Below are 22,519 nucleotides of genomic sequence, written 5' to 3' on the forward strand. Positions count from 1 at the left end.
CGAACAGGAGCGCCCTATGCCTGCCTACCGGCTACACTACTTCCCGGAGTCCGGGAACAGCTACAAGCTCGCGCTGATGCTGACATTGTGCGGCGAGACGTTCGAGGGCGTGTGGACCGATTTCGGCGGCGGCGTGACGCGGACTGCGGAATGGCGCGCCAACGTCAACCCGATGGGCGAGATCCCGGTGCTGGAGGAGGACGGCGTGCGCCTGACCCAGACCGCGCCGATCCTGTTGAAGCTCGCCGAGCAATATGGCCGGTTCGGCGCCGGCAATGCGCAGGAACAGTTCGAGCTGCTGCGTTGGCTGTTCTGGGACAATCACAAGCTCACCGGCTACATGGCGACCTACCGCTTCCAGCGCGCCTTCATGCCGTCGCCGAATCCGGATGTGCTGAAGTTTCTGCGCGGGCGGATCGACGATTATCTCGGCATCCTCGAGCGGCATCTGCAGGACAAAGCCTTCGTGCTCGGCGAGCGGCCGACGGTGACCGATTTCTCGATGATGGCCTATCTGCATTATCCGAGCGACGAGACCGGCTATGAGTTCGCCAAGAGCCATCCGGCCATTCATGCGTGGCTAGGCCGCATCGCGGCGCTTCCGGGTTGGAAGTCGGCTTACGATCTGTTGCCGGGGAAGCGATTGAAGCACTACGCGTGAGACCCTTCTCCCCTTGTAGGAGAAGGTGGCGCGAAGCGCCGGATGAAGGGTTGTCCCCGCGGGCACTGTGCGCGTGGAGGGAACCCCTCACCCGAGTGAGTTCGTTGCCGATCTCAGGGCTGCCCTCTCCCACAAGGGAGAGGGCGCATCAACGGGCGTCCGCAGAGCTACCCGGGCTACAGGACTCTAGCGGCTGAGCCACGCCCAGACGATGCCGGCGGCAATCGCGGCGATGATGATGGTGACGGCGATAGCCCAGGTGCTGACGCGGACGGCGCCGATCATCTGCCGCTCGGCCTCGTTCTCGGCGATCTCGCGGTTGCGCTCTTTGTCGTCGGATGCGCTCATGGGCGGCCTCCGAGTGTCAACATAGCATGGCTTTACGGGCTTTTGATGAAGCACATGCCGATGCGCGAGGTCTTGCCGGCGGCCTGGCAGGCGAGCCCCTCGGCGCAGGTCCAGCTCTGAAAACTCGGGTCGTTGTCGGCCGGCTTCGCGCTTTGCTGATAGCAATGGGCGCCCCAGCCGTCTTCATATTCGGTGCCGGCAAGCTCGGTGCTGCCGCGTAGCTGCGGGCGGTTGGAGAAGCCACGGGAGAAGTCCGGCTGCGCGCCGCGGGCAAATGCAGAAAGGATGTCGCGGCGGCGGATTTGGTCGCCGAAGAAATGCGGCGAGGCCGGCACCACCGTCGTGTTCGACGGCTTGGCCGCCATCCAGTCGACACCGGGGAAATGGAAGCCGCCGATGCCGCGGGTCTGGTGGCATCCGGCGCAGGTGATATCGTTGAGCCGGCGTTCGAAGCCCGCGACCGAGCCGATGTTCTGCAACCTGGTGCCGTCTTGCGCCGCCTTCTTCAGCGCACCGACAACGTCATTGTCATCAAATGCAGCCGAGCTGCTTTCAGCCCGCATCATCCCATATTCGGGCAGCAGTTCCGAAAGGTCGAAGCCAACAGGTGTCGGCGCGATCGCAGCCCTGGCGAGGAATTTCTCCGGGATCAGGATCGTGCCGCGGTCGAGCTCGGCGAAATGCCTGGGATCGAGCAGCCAGCTCTTGAATTCCTGCGTCAGGTTTTCATCGGCGAGGATGCGGTCGCGATCGATCTGGTTCTCCAGCGGCGCTTCCTCGAAGCGGCCAGTGTCGCTGACATAGTTGAACACTTTCAAGAGATAGTCGGTGCGGAAATCGCGGGTTGGCGATTTCGGCGCATGGGCGATCTGCAGATTGGTCTCGATCTGCTTGATATTCTCATACCCAATCAAGTCGAGAGGACCATCCTTGCCGGCGAGCATTTCAAGTCCGCCCTCCTCCGCCGACGAAACGTCGATAATGGCAAGCCAGCGGCGCGCAATCTCGCGGCAAGTGATCGCAGTACCGTTTCGATCGCGCGCGCCTTCGCCCTTCGCTCTCAAGACCAGATTGAGCGTCATCGGCAGGCGCTGCGAGACCGCGTTCTCGCCGATCACAGGCGCATCCACGCGTGTCAATCGATAGATCAGGCGGATTTCGCCGCAGCTTTCGGGTGAGACATAGGCGCGGTCCATGCGGTTGACGATGCCGGCCAGCACGAAGCGCGTCGTGGCTGAGTAAAGCTGCGCGCGATCGAACAGCTGGAACGCGAAGCCGTCGCCGACCCCGATGGTTTCGTTCGGAAGATCTTGCTTGTGCTTTGCGATGTAGCGATCGAACTCGCGGTCGAGCGCGGCGCGGATCGACGCCATCGACGGCAGCGCGAACAGTTCGGCGTTGTCGAGTGGAAGATCGACAGGTCGCTGCGGCGACAGCATGTGGGCGAGACCGAACCTGCCGTGATCGAGATCACGGAGCACTGATGGGTCGGTGATTGCGGTGCCGCGTTCCAGCGCCTCGTCCTGCGCGGCGCGCGCCAAGGCGCCGCACAACAGGGCGAGCAGGATCGTGAGGAAACGCAGCGCACGGCTCATGCCCCACTAACACCGCGCTGAGGGGCGTATTCAAGTCAAAACCCGGCTCACATCGCGGTGAGGACGTAGCCCGGGTGGAGCGATAGCGTAACCCGGGACCACTCGTTGATGCAGGCGTCCCGGGTTGCGCTGCGCGCCACCCGGGCTACGAGAGCTGCAAACTAGCGCGCGACGATCAGGCCCTTGCTGGTGACGACCACCCAGCGGCCGTCCTGTCGGCGGATCGCGTCGACGCGGCCGAGGCCGGGGATGGGATCGCCGGCATAGACCTCGTAGAGGCCGCGGCGGCCTTCGATCAGTGCGCCGCCATTGCTGACATCGCGCAGCACCCAACCGTCCACGGTCGGCAGCCGGCCGACTTCGGGCTTCGGAGCCGCGGCAGCCGCCGTGGTCGCCGGCGGCGTCACACTCCCGGTCACGTCCTTGGCCGCAGCGGGCTGAGCCGCGGCAACCGGGGCCGGCGCGGCTGAAGCAGCCTTCAGCTTCTCGACGGTCTCGCTGAGCTTGGCGATTTTCGCGGCCGGCTCTCCTTGCGCCTTCTCGAGCTTGTCGAGGCGATCATTGGTCTTGCTGAACTGGCTCGTTCCGGTCTTGGAGGCGTGCTCGAGCCCGGCTTTCAGTGCGGTGACATCGGCATCGATGCGCGCGAGCGAGGCTTCGAGCGCGGTGTCCTTCGGCGGCACTACCACTGCTGCCGTCGCGGGCTTGGTGTAATAGCCGAGGCCTGCAGTGGCGAGCGCGCCGCCAATGGCGCCTGCCGCGGTCGCGAGTGCGACGACTGCCGCCATTGCGGCGAAACGGCGCTTGCCCGACGATGCCGGCTGTTCGTCATTGACGGGCTTGGCGGCCACGCCTTCGTCGTCCCAGATGCGTTCGCCCGGCGACATGATCATGAGCTTGCCGGGGGTCCGCGGTGCTTCTGCTGCGGCCGGCTCGATCCGGGTCGGCTCGACCTTAGGCGCTTCTGCCTTGACGGCTTCGAACTTGGGAGCGTCGGATTTGGGCGCTTCAAAGTTGGGCGCCTCGAACTTGGGAGCGTCCGCTTTGGGCGCCGTCTCTTCCTGGTTGGCTGCGATTTCCGAAGACGCGGACGCCGACACCGGCTCACTTGCGGCGGACGGAGCGGCCGGCCCGGCGCCGCTGGCGCCGGCTTCAGCTTGGATCGGGGCGCGCTCTTGCTCACTCACGTTCAAAGTCTCCAGATTAGGTTGACAATTTGGTAACTTTTATTGCTTGCGAAATCGTTACTGGCTGGAGGTCTTACTGAAATTTAAGGAACTTTCCGGGCCATCACGACGTGCATCACTGACTGTGAAGCAGATGACGTCAATTTTGAGGAAGTCCGGATGAACCGGACATGACTGGAACTGTGGCGGTATCGAGACGCCGATTGTCGCTGCACTGTCATTCCGGGATGCGCCCCCTTGGGCGCAGGCCCGGAATCCATCAGGCCGCATACACCTGTGGCGAAATGGATTCCGGGTTCGCTTCGCGCCCCGGAATGACCGCCACTTACATCACCACCGGCGCATCCGGCAGTTCGTTGGGGCCGCGGCCCTGCGGCGGGAAATGCCTGGCGAGTTCGCGTGAGACGGCTTCGATGCCCTTGATCGTGCCGCGCTCGAAATGGCCGGCACGGAAATCTTCTTCCATTATGCGACAAATCGCCTCCCAGCCGTCCGCGCCCACCTTGGCGTGGATGCCGCGGTCCGCGACGATCTCGACGTCGCGGTCGGCGAGCAGGAGGTAGATCAACACGCCGTTATTGTGTGCGGTGTCCCAGATGCGCAGATGCGCGAACACATCGAGTGCGCGCTCGCGCGCCAACTGATTGCGCAACAACGGCACGCCGTCGAGCGCACCTTCAACGACGAAACGGATCTGGCCGGAATGGGTGGCTTCGCCCGCCTTGATCGCCTGTTCGATTGCGTCGAGCACGCGCGGCGGAAACAGACGCCGCGTCCGCCAGCGGTGTTCGACGAGGTGCCTGCCGATGCGCCGGATGTCCATGCTACCAGCTCCCCGATGCACCGCCGCCGCCAAAGCTGCCGCCCCTGCCGCTGAAGCCGCCGTCCCCATTGTCGCGGGAGCCGCGGCCGCCGCCGGGCCAGGAGCCGCCATAGCCGCCGCCCGGCCAACCGCCGCGCTGATAACCGCCCGGACCGCCCCAACCCCAGCTACCGGCGACTAAGGTGACGACCACAGCGATGATGGCAAGCAGCACCGCGGCGGCAACTGAGCCTGCAAGCATCCAGGCGAAAAAGCCGACGATGCCGCCGGTGGCGGCGGCGCCGAGTAGCCGCCCGAGCATCGTGCGCAGAAAGGAGCCCAGCACGAAGATTCCGACGATGACGAAGGGATTGAACGGATCGATCTGGTCGAAGAGGTTAGGCGCCTGCCAATGTTCGGGCTCGGGCGCGGGTAACTGTTCGCCGTCGATAAGGCGGATCATCCGGTTGATGCCGGCTGCGATGCCGCCAGCGAAGTCGCCGGTCTTGAATTTCGGCGTGATGACTTCGTCGATGATGCGCCTTGTGGTCGCATCCGTGAGCACGCCTTCAAGGCCATAGCCGACCTCGATGCGCAGATGGCGGTCGTTCTTGGCGATGACGAGCAACGCGCCGTCGTCGATTTTCCTGCGGCCGATCTTCCAGGCTTCAGCAACGCGGATCGAGAACTGCTCGATGGTCTCTTCGCCCGTGGTCGGCACGATCAGCACCGCGATCTGGCTGCCCTTGCGTTTCTCGAGATCCTCGAGCGTCTGCGTCAGCGAGGCGATGTCGCCCGATGACAGCGTGCCAGTCGTGTCGACGACGCGGCCGGTAAGCGGCGGCACCGCGATTTCGGCGAAGGCTGGAAAAATCCAGCCCACCAGCAGCGCAAGCAGGATGGCGCGTGCAGCATTCATCGGAAGCGGATCGCGTTGAATTATTTCGCTGGCGCCGGCGAAGGCGATGGATTGAAGTCGACCTTCGGCGCCACCGAAATCTCTCTCTCGTTTTCGACCGTAAAGTTCGGCCTCTCCTTGTAGCCGAACAGCATCGCGGTGAGGTTGGTCGGGAAGGTGCGGATGCCGACGTTATATTCCTGCACCGCCTTGATGTAGCGGTTGCGCGCCACCGTGATGCGGTTCTCGGTGCCTTCGAGCTGCGACACCAGATCGCGGAACAGCGCGTCCGACTTGAGCTGGGGATAGTTCTCGGTCACGACTAGAAGCCGTGACAGCGCGCCCGTGAGTTCACCCTGCGCCTGCGTGAACTTCTGGAACGCGGCGGGATCGTTCAGCACTTCCGGCGTCGCCTGGATGCTGCCGACCTTGGCACGCGCATTGGTGACGCCGAGCAGCACGTCCTTCTCCTGCTGCGCAAAACCCTTCACCGTGTTGACGAGATTGGGCACGAGATCGGCGCGGCGCTGATACTGGTTGACCACTTCCGACCAGCTCGACTTGACCTGCTCGTCATTGGACTGGATCGCGTTGTAACCGCAATTGGTCAGGCTCAATGTCGCCAGCGCCGCCAGCACGCTCCAAAATTTCCGCATCGCAACTCTCCCCGGTCTGCGTTCGCGCCAGAGTAGCAGATCGGGGTCGTAACTGCAGTTTTTTCGTCATTCGTGGTTTCGTCATTACGGGGCGCGACGAAGTCGCGAGCTATGATGTGCAATTGCACATCAGAGAATCCATTTCACCGCTAGTGCGGCATGATGGATTCCGGGTTCGCGCTGCGCGCGCCCCGGAATGACAAGCGGACCGAGCGGAGCTTAAGACGTCGCCTTCGCGTCCCGGATCGCTTGCCAGATCTTTGCCGGCGTCAGCGGAGTGTTGAGCTTCGTGATGCCAAGCTCGCTCAGCGCGTCCATCACGCCGTTGGCGATACAGGGCGGCCCGCCGATCGCGCCGGATTCGCCGCAGCCCTTGGCGCCGAGCGGATTGGTCTTGCACGGCGCGGACGGATCGAGCGTGACCACGATCGGCGGCACATCGGCTGCGCGCGGCACGCAATAATCCTGATAGGTCGCAGTCAGGAGCTGGCCTTCCTCGCTATAGGCGACGCCCTCATAGAGCGCCTGCCCGATGCCCTGCGCGACGCCGCCATGAATCTGGCCTGTGACCAGCATCGGATTGACGGCGATGCCGACGTCGTCGACCGTGGTGTAGCGCACCACACGCGTGACGCCGGTTTCCGGATCGATCTCGACCTCACAGATATGCGTGCCGTTCGGCCAGCTCGGGCCGTCAACCTCGCCCTGGCTGTCGACCGAGAGCCGCGCGCCGTCTTCCTTCTTGGCGATTTCGAACAGGCTGACGCGCTTGTCGGTGCCGACCACGGTGAGGAAACCGTCGCGGTATTCGATATCCTCGACGGAGGCTTCGAGCGCGTTGGACGCCTTCTCACGCGCCTTGTTGATCATGTCGTTGGTCGAGACAGCCACGGCCGTGCCGCCGACGAACAGCGAGCGCGAGCCGACGCTGCCGAAACCGGTGGCCAGATCCGTGTCGCCCTGCACGACGTCGATCTTGTCCAGGGGAATGCCGAGCGTATCCGAGATCATCTGGGTATAGGTGGTCTGCAGGCCCTGCCCCATCGCCATGGTGCCGGAATGCAGGATGATGCGCCCCTCCGCGGTCGCATGCAGGCTGACCTTTTCGGTGTGCGCGCGGCCGCCCGTCCACTCGATGTAGCTGGTCAAGCCGCGGCCGTAGAGCAAGCCCTTCTTCTTGGCGGCCTTCTTGCGCGCGGTAAAGCCGTTCCAATCGGCGAGATCGGAGGCGCGCTCCAGCATGTGTGCGAACGCGCCGGAGTCATAGACCTGGCCGACCGCATTGGTGTAGGGCAGTTGCGCCGGCTTGATGTAGTTGACTTTGCGGATGGTGCGCGGGTCCATGCCGATCTGGCGCGCGGCGGCGTCGAACAGACGCTCAACGATGAACACCGCTTCCGGCCGGCCCGCGCCGCGATAGGCGCCGACCGGCGCGGTGTGGGTCATCACCGACTTCACCTCGAAATGCACCAGCGGCAGATCGTAGACGCCGGTCTGCACGAACGGCCCGAGCACCAGCGGAATGATGTTGCCCGCGCCCGTGGAATAGGCGCCGGTGCCGCCGATCGAGCGGACGCGATAGGCAAGCACGCGGCCCTTGGCATCGAGCGCGAACTCGCCGGTCGAGGTGAGGTCGCGGCCATGGGTGCCGCCGACGAAATCGTCGGTGCGGTCGCCGCGCCAGCGGATCTTCTTGTTCAGCTTGGTGGCGGCATAGGCGACGATGCCGTCTTCCGGATAGAGATTGGTCTTCTGCCCAAAGCCGCCGCCGATATCGCCGACCAGCACGCGGACGCTTTCCTTCGGCCGCTTCAGAATCGCTTCCGCCAGCACGTCGCGGGTCGAGCCCGGAGTTTGCGATTGGACATGCAGGATCAGGCGGCCGGTCTTCTTCTCGATCTCGGCAATGGTCGAGCGCGGCTCCATCGCCGATGGCACCAGGCGCTGGCTGACGAGATCGAGCGAGACGACATGGTCTGCCTTCGCGAAGGCTTCCTCGACCTTGGCGGCATCGCCATAGCTCATGGCGGCGACGATATTGTCGGGCGCATCCGGCCACACCAGAGGCGCACCAGGCTTGATCGCCTCGACCGGATCGACCACCGAGGGCAGCACGTCGTAATCGACCACGATCGCTTCGGATGCGGTCTGCGCCAGCACGCGCGAGGTTGCGACCACGACCGCAACCGGCTCACCGGCAAAGCGCACCACTTCATGCGCGAGCAGGCGACGCGGCGGCACCGTCATCGGCGAGCCGTCCGGCCGCTTGAAGATCGCAAGCGTCGGAATGGTGCCGATGTTATCTGCCACGAGATCGGCGCCGGTATAGACCGCCACGACATCAGGCATTTCGGCGGCCGCCTTGGCATCGATCGAAACGATCCTGGCATGGGCATGCGGCGAGCGCAGCACATGCAGCCACAACGCGCCCTCTTCCGGCCTGTCGTCGATGAACTGTCCCTTCCCGGTGAGCAGCCGTTGGTCCTCCAAACGCTTGACCGGCTGGCCCGCACCGAAACGCAAATTACCGGGAAGAATGTTCATCAGTTCGTCCTTCAAGTCTTCTTAAGATGGTGGGCGTTTTACCGGATTTTTGCCGCGACACAACCGACGGCGAACGAGAGCAGACGCGCCATCCCGCCGGCGCATGAGAAGCATGGATGCCCCCTCGCAGACCAATGACAGGAATTTTATTGCGTGCGGCCGATGTCGACGATGTCGACATTGATATCGCGCGTCTCCGAGCCGCGCTTCAGGCTGAGCCGCACCGGCTTCCCGGCACCGATCTGCTCGAGTTGATCGGTCAGGTCGGAGAGGCGGTGGACCGGCTTGCCGTCGGCCGCCGTGATGACGTCGCCCAAATTGCCGGAAGAAAGATCGACGCCGCGAATTCCGGCACGCTCTGCCGGAGAACCGGGCGCGGTGCGCACAACGATCACGCCCTCGGTGCCCAGCCGAGTGGCAACCGCCTCGCTGGCGGCGACAATGCCGATGCCCGGCGTCGGCACGCGACCGTTGCGGATCAGTTCGGGGACCACGCGGTTGACGATATCGACCGGAACGGCAAAGCCGATGCCGGCGTTCGATCCCGACGGCGAGAGGATCGCCGTCGTCACGCCGATCAGCCTTCCGGCAGAATCCAGCAGCGGCCCGCCCGAATTGCCAGGATTGATCGCGGTATCGGTCTGGATCACGTTGGCGATCTCGCGCCCGGTGGAGGTCGGAAGCCGGCGCTTGAGCGCGCTGATGATGCCGCTGGTCAGGGATTGATCGAGGCCGAACGGATTGCCGATCGCAAACGCAAATTGCCCGACCTTAAGCTCGGCCGAACTGCCGAGCGCAACCGGCGGCGGCAGCGTGCGCGCGCCCCTGATCCGCAGCACCGCCAGATCATAATTCGGCGCGGTGCCGACAAGCTCGGCGCGCGCCACCTCGCCCGAGGCAAAGCGGATCGCGAGCGCGCTCGCCTCCTGCACGACGTGGTTATTGGTGACGACATGACCGTCATTGTCCCAGACAAATCCGGTTCCGGATGATCCGCCGCCTTCAGCCTCCTCACTGAGCGGATTGGCGGCGGACTGCGCCGCCACCTGCACGACCGAAGGCGAGACCCGCTCGAAGATCTCGATATTGGCGCGCTCGGCATCGGAGAGCGGGCCACGCTGCTCGACCGAGCGGGCGGCCGAACTCGTCCACGGCGCATTGCGAATATTGCTGAGGGTCAAAGCCGCCAGGATGGCCGCGACTACAGCGAGAACAACAACATAGCGACGATTCATCGGCATCTGATCTCCCCGGCAACCAAACGCGATAATTGTCCGGAGGTTTCTAGTGCTTGAAGTTACCACAACGTCGCATTAGCGCGTCTTCACCCTTCCCGACCTAGCGCCATTTGTCGCGCTGAGGGTTGAAACCCGGCCGCCGAGCGCTAGTTGTTCCATTATGTTAGAGTGTCGGCCGCCCGCTCGGGCACGTCCAGGGCCCACATCCAAGGCTATCGGGACCGACGCTTGGAGCGGCCCATATCGGTGTTGATCGGAGGGCGGTCATGAACAACAACAAGATGCGTTTCAATATCGGATACGCAATTGCGGCGATATTCGGTATCCTGCTTGTTCAGTACGTCTATATCAGCGCCAGCAAGATCGCTGCCATCCCCTACAGCGAATATCAGCAATTGCTGCGCGAGGGAAAAATCGAGAGCGTCGGCATCTCCGACCGCACACTTCAGGGCACCTTGAAGGAGCCGCTGCCCGGCGGACAGAAGCAGTTCATCACCACGCGCGTCGATCCGGAGGTCGCGCAACAACTCGAGAAATATAACGTCCGCTTCACCGGACAGATCGAGAGCACCTTCCTGCGCGATCTGCTCTCGTGGATCATGCCGGTGCTGTTGTTCTTCGGCCTGTGGTGGTTCATCGCCAGGCGCGCCGCGCAAGGCGGAGGCCTCGGCGGCGGGCTGATGTCGATCGGAAAGAGCAAGGCCAAGATCTATGTCGAAGCCGATACCGGCGTGAATTTCAGCGATGTCGCCGGCGTCGACGAAGCCAAGGACGAACTGCGCGAGGTGGTCGACTTCCTGAAGAATCCGACCGAGTACGGCCGGCTCGGCGGGCGCATGCCCAAGGGCGTGCTGCTGGTCGGCCCGCCCGGCACCGGCAAGACGCTGCTCGCCAAGGCGGTCGCCGGCGAGGCCAAGGTGCCGTTCTTCTCGATCTCCGGCTCCGAATTCGTTGAGATGTTCGTCGGCGTCGGTGCGGCGCGCGTGCGCGACCTGTTCCAGCAGGCGCACCAGAAGGCGCCCGCGATCATCTTCATCGACGAGCTCGATGCGCTCGGCCGCGCCCGCGGCATCGGCCCGTTCGCCGGCGGCCATGACGAAAAGGAGCAGACGCTGAACCAGCTCCTGGTTGAGCTTGATGGCTTCGATTCACGCTCCGGCCTCGTGATCCTCGCCGCCACCAACCGGCCGGAAATCCTCGACCCGGCGCTGCTCCGCGCCGGCCGCTTCGACCGCCAGGTGCTGGTCGACCGCCCCGACAAGAAGGGACGCATCGACATCCTCAAGGTCCACATCAAGAAGGTGAAACTTGCCCCCGGCGTCGACCCCGAGGCGGTCGCAGCGCTGACGCCGGGATTCACCGGCGCCGATCTCGCCAACCTCGTCAACGAGGCCGCGCTGCTGGCGACGCGCCGCGGCGGCGATGCCGTCACCATGAGCGACTTCACCAATGCGATCGAGCGCATGGTGGCCGGGCTCGAAAAGCGCAACCGGCTGCTCAATCCGAAGGAGCGCGAGATCGTCGCCTATCACGAGATGGGCCATGCGCTGGTGGCGCTGTCGCTGCCGGGTGTCGATCCCGTGCACAAGGTCTCGATCATTCCGCGCGGCGTCGGTGCGCTCGGCTATACCATTCAACGTCCGATCGAGGATCGTTTCCTGATGACGAAGGAGGAACTGGAGAACAAGATGGCGGTGCTGCTCGGCGGCCGCGTTGCCGAGCTGATCGTGTTCGACCATCTCTCCACTGGAGCTGCCGACGATTTGCGCCGGGTGACCGACATCGCCCGCAGCATGGTGACCCGCTACGGCATGTCGGAAAAGCTCGGCAGCATCGCCTATGACCGCGAGCCCGGCAATTTCCTGGCCGGCGCCGACCGGCCCTATCCCATGCCGGAACGCGACTATGCGGAAGAGACTGCGGCTGTGGTCGACCACGAGGTGCGCGACATCGTCGAGCGCGTGTTCCAGCGCACGCAGGGCATCCTGAGCGCGCGGCGTGCTATCCTCGATCGGGCAGCGAAGAAGCTCTTGGAGAAGGAGACGCTGGAGCAGAGCGACCTGGAAGCGCTGGTCCGCGAGACGCCGAAGGAAGCGTTGAGGGCGGTGTGAGATGTGCTGTCCTTCTCCCCTTGTGGTGGCGCGCATGCAATGCGCGGCGGATGAGGGGTTGTCTCCCCGAGCGAAGGTGTGCATGGAGAGAACCTCTCACCCAGTTGGGTTCGTTGCCGACGCCGGAGCACCCCTCTCCCACAAAGGGAGAGGGCGCATCAACCGGCATCGCGACGACGTAGCAGTCGTAGGTAGCTACCTGCGAACGGCGGAAGCACCGAACGGTGCGCCATCCGACTGCGGACGACCGGGCAGAGGCCCGGCGTTTGTCGTGTTCCTCCAAGTGGGAACTGCATTTGTCGAACCTACCGATGGCCAATAGTACGATCCGACTGATGGGCCGACGACCGACCCGTAGCCGGCAGTTCCGGCTGTCTGCGCCAGCGCTGCCGTGCTCGAGAGAGCAAGTGCACCTGCCAGCATGATTGCTGCGAGTTTCATGGCTGGATCCTTTCTGGTTGTATTCCTCTATTTCACAGCAAACGTGGGGAGCTGGTTGACTCCTTAAAACGAACGTTCTCATCACGCTCCTTCAATCCAGCGCGATCGGGAATGCTCCTACGGCACCTCCACTCGTCATTGCGAGCGGAGCGAAGCAATCCATCTCACCACGTGCCGAGACGTGGTTTGCTTCGCTGCGCTCGCAATGACGTGGAGCGAGCGGCGCTTAAGAGCCAAGTTCCTGCAGCGCAGCTTCCACCACTTTGCGCTGCTGATCCGTCAGCGGCGCTTGGGGCGGGATGGGATCGCCGATGTCGTAGCCCTGGATCGAGAGGCCGGCCTTGATGCAGGCGGCGAGGTTGAAACGGGCAAAGGCCTCGTTGATGCGCCAGAGCTTTCGTTGCAGCGCCATCGCTTCGTCCCAGCGGCTGCGGCGGCAGAGATTGTAGAGCTCGACGCTCTGCCGCGGGATGATGCAGGCGGGGCCCGCCATCCAGCCGAGGCCACCAATCAGCATCACGGCCGCGGGAATATGGGCGGAGGCCGAGAACACTTTGATGTTGTCGCCGCAGCGGTTCATGATCGACAACAGCCGGCCGGTGTTGGTCGAGGCATCCTTGATGTAGCCGATGCGCGGATGGGCGGCGAGGCGCTCGATGACGTCGAGCGTGAGGTCCGAGCGCTGGAATTGCGGATTGGTGTAGATCACGACGGGAATGTCGACCGCGTCGGCAATGGCGCGGAAGTACGACTCGACCTGCGCGTCCGGCAGCGGAAAATAGGCTTCGAGAATCGCGAGAATGCCGCTGGCGCCGCGCTTCTGGTAGGACTTGGCCTGCGCGACTGCATCCGCCGTCGAGGTCGAGGCCACGCCGGCCACGACCGGCACGCGTCCGTCAGCGGCCTCGATCGTCGTCTGCACCACCTGCGCGCGTTGCGCATTGTTGAGATAGGCGAATTCGCCGGTCGAGCCGAGCGGCGTCAGTCCATGCACGCCCGCTTTGATCAGATCATCGCACAGCCGGCCCAGCACCTCGCTGCGTATATGGCCGGCAGGATCGAGCGGCGAGACCAGATAGGGAAAGACGCCGTGGAAATCAGCCATGCTGCAACCTCGTGGACGGCGAGACATAGTCGGGATCGTGCGCGAAGGGAAGCGGCGCGCCGCGGCGCAGCGCGTCGAGGACCTCGGCGAAACCGGTTCGAGCTCGGAAGCCGAGCAGACGTTCGGCCTTGGCGGGATCGTAAATGCGGCCGATGCTGCGCGGCAAGCGCCAATTCCGCTTGGCGTAGAGCGCGGCCGCATCAGGGAAATGGCGCGCGATCACGCTTGCTGCATCCGATTTCAGCGCTTCGACCTCGGTAGGCGCAAAAGGCGGCGGCGCACTAACGATGAAGATCTCGAAGCCCTTGGCCCTATCGAGCGCTGCCAGATGCGCGTCCGCAGCGTCCTCGACGGTGAGGCGGCGGTGCAAGAATTCGTTCGCCTTGAGATTCTCGCCGGAAAATCCGCGCTCGGTGTCGTCCTCCTCCGGAAAGAAGCGGCTGGTGCGCAGCACGGCGCAGTTCAGCCCGTGCTCGCGGCTATAGATGCGGCATAGCCCCTCGGCGGCGAGCTTGGTCACGCCGTAGATGTTGCGCGGCTCGAGCGGGCCCGCAGTCTCGTCGAGCCAGACCGCGGCATGCCCCTCGCCTTCCCTGATCGCCTGCGAGATCATCAACGATGTCGTCGAGGTGAAGATGAAGCGGTCATGGCGCGCGGCGACCGCCGCTTGCAGCAAATTCAGCGTGCCCGACACGTTGACGTCAACAAAGGCTTGCGGAGAAAAGCGGGCGATATCGGGCTTGTGCAGCGCGCCCGCATGGATCACGGCCCCGATGGCGTGATCGGCGAACACCCGCTCGACGACCGCGCGGTCGGCAACCGAGCCGATCACATCGGTCGCTTCGCCCGCGACGATATCGAGGCCGATCACGTGATGGCCGGCTTGCCGCAGTCTCGGCGCAAGGAAGCGCCCCAGCCAGCCGGAGGAACCGGTGAGCAGAATACGCATGGCGATGACGGCAGGCCCCTATCCGAAAACTTTCGCGATTGCCGCCTGCGCGTCGTCCTGGATCCGCTTCAGGTGATCCTCCCCGCGGAAGCTCTCGGCGTAGATCTTGTAGACGTCCTCGGTACCCGAGGGCCGCGCCGCGAACCACCCGGACTCGGTCTCGACCTTGATGCCGCCGAACGACTGATCGTTGCCCGGCGCTTTGGTCCTGACCGTGCGCACCGGCTCGCCCGCAAGCTCCTTCATGTTGAACTGCTCGGGACCCACGGCCTTGAGCGCGCTCTTCTGCTTCGGCGTCGCCGCAACGTCGATGCGCTCATAGAAGGGCACGCCGAGCTCGGCGGTGAGATCGGCGAAGAGCTGGCTCGGGTCGCGACCGGTTTTGGCGATCATTTCCGCCGCAAGCAAGCCTAAGATGATGCCGTCCTTGTCCGTGGTCCACACGGAGCCGTCGCGCTTCAGGAACGAGGCGCCGGCGCTCTCCTCGCCCGCGAAGCCGAACGCGCCGGTGCCAAGCCCCTCGACGAACCATTTGAAGCCGACCGGCGTCTCCACCAGCTTGCGGTTCAATTTCTTCGCCACACGATCGATGATCGAGGAGGAGACGATGGTCTTGCCGATCGCGGCGTTCGCGTTCCATTGCGGGCGGTGACCGAACAGATAGGCGATCGACACCGCAAGGAAGTGGTTGGGGTTCATCAAGCCGTTCGAGCGCGTCACGATGCCATGTCTATCAGCATCGGTGTCGTTGGCGAACGCGACATCGAACTTCTCGCGCATCTGGATCAGGCTCGCCATCGCGTAAGGCGAAGAGCAATCCATGCGGATCTTGCCGTCCCAGTCCGCGGTCATGAAGCGGAAGGTCGGATCGACCGCGTCGTTCACCACGCTCGCATCGATTCCATAACGCTCGATGATCGGCTGCCAGAAATGCACCGCCGCGCCGCCGAGCGGATCGATGCCGATCCTGACGCCGGCGGATTTGACCAGGGCGAGGTCGACCGTGTTGCCGAGATCGGCGACATATGGCGTCACGTAATCATAGAGATGCGTCGATGGCGCCTTTCGTGCGCGGTCGTAAGTCATCCGCGCGACGCCTTTCAGCCCGGCCTCCAGATAGCGGTTGGCGTTCTTCTCGACGATGCCGGTGACGTCGGTATCCGCGGGCCCGCCATGCGGCGGGTTGTATTTGTAGCCGCCGTCTTCCGGCGGATTGTGTGACGGCGTGATGACAACGCCATCGGCTAAGCCGGAGCTCTTGCCCTTGTTGTAAGTGAGGATCGCGTGCGAGATGACCGGCGTCGGCGTATAGCCGCCGTGCTCGTCGACCATGATCTCGATGCCGTTGGCGGCGAACACCTCGACCGCGCTCGCCAGCGCCGGTTCCGCCAGGGCGTGGGTGTCGATACCGATGAACAGCGGCCCGGTCAGCCCGGCCTCGCGGCGATAGTCGCAGATTGCCTGCGTGGTCGCGAGGATATGATCCTCGTTGAAGGAATTCCGCAGCGAGGAACCGCGATGTCCCGAGGTTCCGAAGGAAACGCGTTGCGCGGCGTCAGCCGGATCGGGCTTCGATGCAAAATACGCCGTGACGAGCCGCGGGAGGTTTGCAAGCGAAGCGGGATCGACCGGCTTGCCTGCTGCAGGATTTGGTGCAGTCACGTGACCTCTCAGGACCAATGCTGTCTTCGAGACATCACTATAGGCGCGAGCCGGTTGCAGGCAAAGCGTTATGCGACGCGCGGCGGGCGCTAAGCGACGGAGGCTTGCCGAACGACCGCCTCGGCCTCTATCCGGGCCTCATATGCGACGAGGAATTCGTCGAACTTTGCATAGGGCAATGGCGGCGACACCAGGTAGCCCTGGCCGCACTCAACGCCGCAACGGAGCAGCGCCTGGCGCTGCTCGACCGTCTCGATGCCCTCGGCGATCACGTTCATCCTGAGCTTCGCCGCTAGCCGTACCAGCATCTCGACGATGGTCGCGGCCGAGCCATCCTGCACGATGGTATCGACGAAGAACTTGTCGATCTTCATGGTGTTGACCCCGAGCCGCTTGATCTGGGACAGGCCGCTGTGGCCGACTCCGACATCGTCCAGCGCGACCTTGAAACCATGCTCACGCAACGCTTCGATGACGGCGGCGGCCTTCTCGAGGTCCGGAAATGCTTCGCGCTCGGTCACCTCGATCACGATCTGGCGCGCCGAGACGCCGCTTTCCCTGACCTCGCGGCGCAGCCGGTTGACAAAGGCATCGCTGAGCAAATGGCGCGGGGTGATGTTGACCGACATCTTGAAATATTTGTCCGCCGCGAGCCGCGGGCGCATCTCCTTCAAGGCCAGTGCGAGGATCTGCCAGGTGATCGCCTCGATGCGGCCACTGGATTCGGCAAGCGGAATGAAATTCATCGGCGACGTGACGCTGCCGTCCCGGTGCACCCAACGCGCCAGTACCTCGCACCCCCCGATCGCGCCGGTGCGCAGATCGAAGGTCGGCTGGAAGTACGGCTTGAATTCGTGCCGCGCCAGGGCGCGGTCGATATCGGCAATCGGCCCTTCCAGGCGCGCCACCGCCCGCGTCAGCAACAGGCCGAAAGCGAGGCCGAGCACGGCGGCGAGCAGCATCGACGGCCAATAGCCGTCCCTGTTCCAGCGTCGCAGGGCTTCGGGCGCGACCCGGACCAGTGCGCGCAAAGGATAGCGGTGCGATGCGCTGCTGAAGGTCACGGCGTCGGTCGCATCCAACACCTGCGAGGCGGCAAATCGCCCGATATCGGCGCCGTTGTCGAGCTGGGCGATCACCTCGCCGTGGTCGCGCAATTCCGTGGGCAGGATGTCGAACAGGATAGCGCTGACACCGAGGATGGCGACCAGTGACGTCCGCGCGTCGATGTCCTTCAACACGCCGAGCGCGACGCCATTGATCTGGTCGACCCGAAACAGCAGGAGGCTGTGATCGGCGGTCTGCAGCATGCGCGGCCGCGTGACCCATTCATTGTCGAACTCGAGCGTCTCCGAATAAGCGGAGCAGATCACCGATCCTTCCCGGTTGACGAGGCGGATGTCCTTGACCTGGGAGCGCTGATAGACCTTGAGGCGGACGGCCTGGAGGGAAGCGGCATCGCAGGTCATCGGACCGCGCTGCATGACGTCATTGAGCGTGGCAACGCTGAAATCCACCGCGACTTCGGAGCGTCGCAGCGCGATATTGGCCAATTCCTCAAGCTGCTTGGCTTGCTGCGTGTCGATCGCAGTGGTCGCGACAAAATGTCCGCCCACCGCAAAGGCAGCCACGCTGGCCGCGACCAGCGCACTCCTGGCCAGATAGGGCCATCGCCGCATCATGAACGCACGCACACACCCCGGGACGATCGACACACTATACGAGTAGAAACCGCTAAGATTCGGTTGAAGCGCCGCTTGCTTGGATCGTTGACATCAGGTTAACGGGAACCGCTGCCACGATCACCGCTGCGTTACAGTCCAGTACGGTGGCCCGCACCCACACGCGGACTTGCCCGGCGGCCGCGCGAAAGGTTAACGTGGATTAACCTACCCTTTGCAGGCCGGAGATGATCGGCGAATTGACCCCGAGAGTTCTGCTCGCGATCGGTTACATCGCCATGACGGCGCCCGCCCTCGCCCAGGACGATCTCGCAGCAGCGCCGGCGGCGCTCACTTTGCAGGTGACGACCGATCCCACGACCATTGAGTGCCGCCGCGTCGAAGATCAACCGCCGATGTCGCTGACCTTCCGGTCGCTGCACCGGACGTTCAGCGACGACTTCAACGAACATCCGCTGGCGGACGGAAGGTGGGTGCCGCATTATGCCGGCGGGGCGGCGTGGCCGGAGGCCCGCTATTGGGGCGGCGACGGCTCCGATTTCAAACGCAAGACCAGCGCCAATGGCGAGCAGCAGATCTATGTCGATCCCCGCTATGGCGGCCGAATGAACACCCCGCTGGGACTTGACCCGTTCGGGGTTCACAATGGCGTGCTGTCGATCGTCGCCAGCCGCACGCCGCCCGATCTGAAGCCGGCGCTATTCGACAATGAATACATCTCGGGCATCCTGACGACGCAGGGCAAGTTCTCGCAGAAATACGGCTACTTCGAAATTCGCGCGAAGATCCCACTGGGCCGCGGCGTGTGGCCGGCGTTCTGGATGCTCGCCGACGACGGTGGCTGGCCTCCGGAAATCGACGTCGTGGAAGGACGAGGCGAGCGGCCCGGCGACATCGTGATGACGACGCATTGGCGGCTTCCGTCGACCCAGCGCATCCAGTCCTGCGGGTTTGATTTCACCGTGCCCGGCGCGGACTCCGACTTCCACAATTACGGTGTGCTGTGGGAAGAAGATCGGCTGATCTACTTCATCGACCGCAAGCCGGTGTCCGACATCGGGGTCCCCATCGGATACGACGATCCCATGTACATGATCGTCAATCTTGCGATGGGATCGAAATTCTTTCTCGGCGTCGGCTTCGTCGATGCCAGTTCGCCCACGAGGATCGCCTTCGAGATCGACCGGATCTCGGTCTATCAGATCGACGCCAACCCCACCGGAGTGACCGATGTTCGGTAGATTTTCGCGCCGGCATTTCGCCAAGCTTGCGGGCATGTCCGCGCTCGGCGTCGCGGCGGCGCCGGCCGCTGCCGCAGAGAGCAACGTGACTCGGGCCGCTGCCGCCAACCCGCACGCGCCCGGCCCGTTTCCCGCCGGCTTTGTCTGGGGCACCGCGACCTCGTCCTACCAGATCGAGGGCGCGGTCAACGAGGACGGCCGCGGCCGCTCGATCTGGGACACATTCAGCCACACGCCCGGCAAGATCGAGGACAACAGCAACGGCGACCGCGCCAACGAGCACTATCACCGCTACAAGCAGGACGTGGCCCTGATCAGGGATCTCGGCGTCAAGGCCTATCGCTTCTCGATCGCCTGGCCGCGGGTGTTTCCGGAAGGTGCAGGTGCGCCGAACCCGAAAGGACTCGACTTCTACAACCGCCTGATCGACGAATTGCTCGCGAACGGCATCGAGCCCTATGCCACGCTCTACCATTGGGACCTGCCGCAAGCGCTGGAGGACCGCGTCGGTGGTTGGCAATCGAGCGAGACGTCAAAGGCGTTCGGCGACTACGCCGCTTATGTAGCCGAGCGCATCACCGACCGGGTGAAGAACATCTTCACCGTCAACGAGGCCGGCCGCTTCGTCAACTTCGGCTATGGCTGGGGCATCGACGCGCCCGGGCTCAAACTGCCGACGGCGCAATTGAACCAGGTTCGCCATCACGTCGCGCTCGGCCATGGGCTTGCGGTGCAGGCGATCCGCGCCAAGGGACGCGCTGGCACCAGGGTCGGCGTCGCCGAGAATATAGCCGCCTGCGTGCCCGCGATCGCTACACCGGAGAACATCCGCGCCGCCGAGATTGCCACGCGCGAATTGAACGCGGGCTTCCTCGGCGTCATCCTGGAGGGCAAATATACCGAGGGCTTCCTCGAATATGCCGGCGCCGATGCGCCCAAATTCACGCCCGAGGAATTGAAGATCATCGCTTCGCCGACCGATTTCGTCGGGCTCAATATCTACGCACCGCAGTTCTACATCACGGCCTCGGACCGCAAGCCGCATTTCAACGTGCTGCCGTTCCCGGCCTCGTTCCCGCACATGAATTCGGAATGGCTGCGGGTCGGCCCCGAGACGATCTATTGGGCGCCGAGGCTCGCGGCGAAGATCTGGAACATCGAGAACATCTATATCAGCGAGAACGGCACCTCATCCGAGGACAAGCTTACGGCCGAGGGCAAAGTCTACGATCTCGACCGCATCATGTATCTGCGCAACTATCTGACCCAGCTCCAGCGCGCGACATCGGAGGGCGTCCCGGTGCGCGGCTATTTCCTTTGGAGCCTGATGGACAATTTCGAGTGGATCTTCGGCTACGAGAAGCGCTTCGGTCTCTACCGGGTGGACTTCGAGACGCAAGCGCGGGTGCCGAAACTGAGCGCGGAATTCTATCGCGACGTGGTGGCAAAAAACGCGATCGGGGTCTAGAGGTGCAGAGACCCCGATCGCGTCGCCGCCTTGCGGCCTATCGCATCATCTCATCGCGGCCATGTACCTGCGCCGGCGGCGAGGTCGCCTCGATCGCAGTGAAGGGCTCGATGATGTGATAGCAGTGCTCGGCGTCGGCCGGCACCAGCCAGGAGTCGCCCGGGCCGAGCTTGATGGTCTGCCCCTCCAACAGCAGTTCGGCGTGGCCGGAGATCACATAGCCAACCGTCTCGTAATCGCGTCGATGCGGCAGGTCGGTTTGCGGCCGCTCATTGTTCCACATCCGCATGGCGACGCGCTTGCCCGAGACCAGATAGGTCTGTCCCATCGCACCCTTTGGCGAGGTCTTTTCCGATACTTTCTTGACGGTGCTGTCGTGCATGGTTGCAGCTCCCGAGTCATCGATTGTTCGATATCAAGCAAGCGCCCGGCGAGAGGTTCCTGCGACGATGCGTGTTCCCGACTCGGAAACCAGGGGAACAGCGGACCAGCGCGGGCGTTCTCAACTGGAGGCGCCGATCTTCCAGGAGACACATCATGACGGACACCAGGGACATCCAGCATGGCGTCAACGATCCCGTCAGCGGCGTCGACGTGAAGCGGAAGTTCAGGGACAATCAAAGCCCCCACGAACGGGCGCAAACTGCGGCCGACGTCCGGGCCGATCCCTCACCCGCGCCGGACGAACCGTTTCTTCCCGAGGCGCTGCGGCGACCGGCGACCGCCCCGCTCAACCCGCGTACCGGACGCCGCCCGACCGAGTGATGTTTCCGGGGGTGATATTGATTCCAGACGAGCGCAGACTCGGCCTCGGCAAGCCGCTGGTGCTCGACTTCGCGAAGTCGTCGACTCATTTGCACCTTATCGGCGCCGTTATTCAGAACACCCCGCTGCGCGCAAGCGCCTTGCGGACGTGATCGAGTTCCTGCTCGTCCGCGACCACGTCGAGGATGATATTGCCGACGCCCAACTCGGCGAAGCTGCGCAGTTTCGCTCCGATCTCAGCATAGCTGCCCACGAGATACGGGCAATCCGCCTGGAAGGTCAGGAATGGAAGCAGCCAATAGCCGTTGTCGCGGATCGCGCCGTCCTGCTCATCGTTGCCAAGCCGCCGCTTCCAGACGGAATCGGTGTTCCCCATGGTCAGCTTGAATAATTCGCGATTGTCGTCGCTGTCCTGAAATCGACGCTTTGCGGCCCGCCTCGCCTCCGCGCGGCTTTCCCTCGCAAAGATCCCAAAATTCAATCCGGGAGCCTTTATTCCCTGCTCGAGATCGGGCGGGAGCATCTGCATCATCAGACATTGCATCTCCGTCGCCACGCGGCGGGCATCGTCCGATTGGCCGGCGATCAGAAATTCCGGGATCAATTCCTTCGGCAGGCGCGGCCAGATCTGCAGGTTATTCGTGGTGTAGAACCTGCCCCGGAAACTAACGGGCCGCGTGCTCGCGAACAATTGGCGTACCACAGCGATGAACTCGCCTAGCCTTGCATATCGCTCGGCGTGGGACTGCTCGTCGCCCAGGCCCTGCAGATCGCTCAGCGCAGTCCCCGTGATCATGTTGAGGTAGACTTTCCGGCCGTAGAGCAGCGCAAAGGAGGAGATCAGTTTTGCCGCGGTGAACGGATGCAGATAGACCGGATTGACCGCGATCAGCGGCGCACAATGTTGCGTGCGCGCGAGGATATGCTGGGCCATCGACCACGGCTCGATGAACACGTCATTGCCGGCAAACAGCAAGATCCCTTCGAAGCCGTTGCGGTCGGCGAAATGCGCGACCCGCATCAGCTCGTCGGCATATTTTGCAGGATCGCGGTTGCGCGAAACGGCAGGGAATACGCGGAGCCTGGCTTTCATCGCCGATAGCTCCGACGATCGGGATCTGCGCTTGTTCGCCAAAATGCCGCGCCAATGCCACGCACGAGCGGCC

The 22,519-nt window shown here is 63.8% G+C and carries 19 protein-coding genes; 5 read left to right on the plus strand and 14 right to left on the minus strand.

From position 1 onward, the window contains the following. Positions 1 to 16: 16 nt before the first annotated feature. Positions 17 to 661: a glutathione S-transferase family protein gene (locus ACZIRK_RS23065; RefSeq protein ID WP_130222840.1), complete on the plus strand. Its 645-nt coding sequence runs from the start codon at positions 17 to 19 to the stop codon at positions 659 to 661. A gap of 186 nt (positions 662 to 847) precedes the next feature. Here the strand turns inward: ACZIRK_RS23065 and ACZIRK_RS23070 are convergent, their stop codons facing one another. The 8 genes from ACZIRK_RS23070 to ACZIRK_RS23105 form a co-directional block, all read right to left on the minus strand. Then, positions 848 to 1,009 (minus strand): hypothetical protein, encoded by a 162-nt coding sequence (locus ACZIRK_RS23070; protein ID WP_165435030.1) that lies wholly within the window; start codon positions 1,007 to 1,009, stop codon positions 848 to 850. A gap of 32 nt (positions 1,010 to 1,041) precedes the next feature. Further along, entirely contained in the window at positions 1,042 to 2,604 is a 1,563-nt protein-coding gene (locus ACZIRK_RS23075; protein ID WP_130222842.1) for a hypothetical protein, read from the minus strand. Between the two features lie 161 nt (positions 2,605 to 2,765). After that, a complete protein-coding gene (locus ACZIRK_RS23080; protein ID WP_463328151.1) occupies positions 2,766 to 3,791 on the minus strand; it encodes a hypothetical protein in 1,026 nt (341 codons plus the stop codon). Positions 3,792 to 4,116: 325 nt separating this feature from the next. After that, positions 4,117 to 4,614 (minus strand): TPM domain-containing protein, encoded by a 498-nt coding sequence (locus ACZIRK_RS23085; RefSeq protein ID WP_130222844.1) that lies wholly within the window; start codon positions 4,612 to 4,614, stop codon positions 4,117 to 4,119. Between the two features lies 1 nt (position 4,615). Next, positions 4,616 to 5,512: a TPM domain-containing protein gene (locus ACZIRK_RS23090; RefSeq protein ID WP_130222846.1), complete on the minus strand. Its 897-nt coding sequence runs from the start codon at positions 5,510 to 5,512 to the stop codon at positions 4,616 to 4,618. Between the two features lie 20 nt (positions 5,513 to 5,532). Then, the gene (locus tag ACZIRK_RS23095; RefSeq protein WP_130222848.1) at positions 5,533 to 6,147 is read right to left on the minus strand and encodes a LemA family protein; all 615 of its coding nucleotides are present in this window, start codon (positions 6,145 to 6,147) and stop codon (positions 5,533 to 5,535) included. A gap of 219 nt (positions 6,148 to 6,366) precedes the next feature. Beyond that, positions 6,367 to 8,691 (minus strand): xanthine dehydrogenase family protein molybdopterin-binding subunit, encoded by a 2,325-nt coding sequence (locus tag ACZIRK_RS23100; RefSeq protein ID WP_130222850.1) that lies wholly within the window; start codon positions 8,689 to 8,691, stop codon positions 6,367 to 6,369. Between the two features lie 146 nt (positions 8,692 to 8,837). After that, a complete protein-coding gene (locus tag ACZIRK_RS23105; RefSeq protein ID WP_130223061.1) occupies positions 8,838 to 9,926 on the minus strand; it encodes a S1C family serine protease in 1,089 nt (362 codons plus the stop codon). A 269-nt stretch (positions 9,927 to 10,195) separates the two neighbouring features. Between ACZIRK_RS23105 and ftsH the strand changes: the two genes are divergently transcribed. Then, positions 10,196 to 12,040 (plus strand): ATP-dependent zinc metalloprotease FtsH, encoded by a 1,845-nt coding sequence (gene ftsH, locus ACZIRK_RS23110; protein ID WP_130222852.1) that lies wholly within the window; start codon positions 10,196 to 10,198, stop codon positions 12,038 to 12,040. Between the two features lie 667 nt (positions 12,041 to 12,707). Here ftsH and ACZIRK_RS23115 read toward each other — a convergent pair. The 4 genes from ACZIRK_RS23115 to ACZIRK_RS23130 all read right to left on the minus strand — a co-directional run bounded on the left by ACZIRK_RS23115 (position 12,708) and on the right by ACZIRK_RS23130 (position 17,879). Beyond that, entirely contained in the window at positions 12,708 to 13,586 is an 879-nt protein-coding gene (locus ACZIRK_RS23115) for a dihydrodipicolinate synthase family protein (protein ID WP_130222856.1), read from the minus strand. After that, positions 13,579 to 14,535: an NAD-dependent epimerase/dehydratase family protein gene (locus ACZIRK_RS23120; protein ID WP_130222858.1), complete on the minus strand. Its 957-nt coding sequence runs from the start codon at positions 14,533 to 14,535 to the stop codon at positions 13,579 to 13,581. Before ACZIRK_RS23120 ends, ACZIRK_RS23115 begins: the two co-directional genes overlap by 8 nt. Before the next feature lie 18 nt (positions 14,536 to 14,553). After that, positions 14,554 to 16,197 (minus strand): phosphoglucomutase (alpha-D-glucose-1,6-bisphosphate-dependent), encoded by a 1,644-nt coding sequence (gene pgm / locus ACZIRK_RS23125; protein WP_130222860.1) that lies wholly within the window; start codon positions 16,195 to 16,197, stop codon positions 14,554 to 14,556. 89 nt (positions 16,198 to 16,286) lie between these two features. Further along, entirely contained in the window at positions 16,287 to 17,879 is a 1,593-nt protein-coding gene (locus tag ACZIRK_RS23130; protein WP_463328152.1) for an EAL domain-containing protein, read from the minus strand. Positions 17,880 to 18,106: 227 nt separating this feature from the next. On the opposite strand from ACZIRK_RS23130, the gene ACZIRK_RS23135 reads away from it, so the two are divergent. After that, entirely contained in the window at positions 18,107 to 19,120 is a 1,014-nt protein-coding gene (locus tag ACZIRK_RS23135) for a glycoside hydrolase family 16 protein (protein WP_130222864.1), read from the plus strand. Beyond that, positions 19,110 to 20,588: a GH1 family beta-glucosidase gene (locus ACZIRK_RS23140; RefSeq protein WP_130222866.1), complete on the plus strand. Its 1,479-nt coding sequence runs from the start codon at positions 19,110 to 19,112 to the stop codon at positions 20,586 to 20,588. The genes ACZIRK_RS23135 and ACZIRK_RS23140 overlap by 11 nt, the downstream gene beginning before the upstream one ends. Before the next feature lie 37 nt (positions 20,589 to 20,625). Here ACZIRK_RS23140 and ACZIRK_RS23145 read toward each other — a convergent pair whose 3' ends face one another. Further along, a complete protein-coding gene (locus tag ACZIRK_RS23145) occupies positions 20,626 to 20,970 on the minus strand; it encodes a cupin domain-containing protein (RefSeq protein WP_130222868.1) in 345 nt (114 codons plus the stop codon). A 155-nt stretch (positions 20,971 to 21,125) separates the two neighbouring features. Between ACZIRK_RS23145 and ACZIRK_RS23150 the strand changes: the two genes are divergently transcribed. Then, positions 21,126 to 21,353: a hypothetical protein gene (locus tag ACZIRK_RS23150; protein ID WP_028161720.1), complete on the plus strand. Its 228-nt coding sequence runs from the start codon at positions 21,126 to 21,128 to the stop codon at positions 21,351 to 21,353. A 112-nt stretch (positions 21,354 to 21,465) separates the two neighbouring features. Here ACZIRK_RS23150 and ACZIRK_RS23155 read toward each other — a convergent pair whose 3' ends face one another. Then, positions 21,466 to 22,446 carry an LLM class flavin-dependent oxidoreductase gene (locus ACZIRK_RS23155; protein ID WP_130222870.1) on the minus strand — a complete coding sequence of 327 codons (981 nt, stop codon included), beginning with the start codon at positions 22,444 to 22,446 and terminating at the stop codon, positions 21,466 to 21,468. Positions 22,447 to 22,519 lie beyond the last annotated feature (73 nt).

The organism is Bradyrhizobium sp. Leo114, assembly GCF_055229415.2.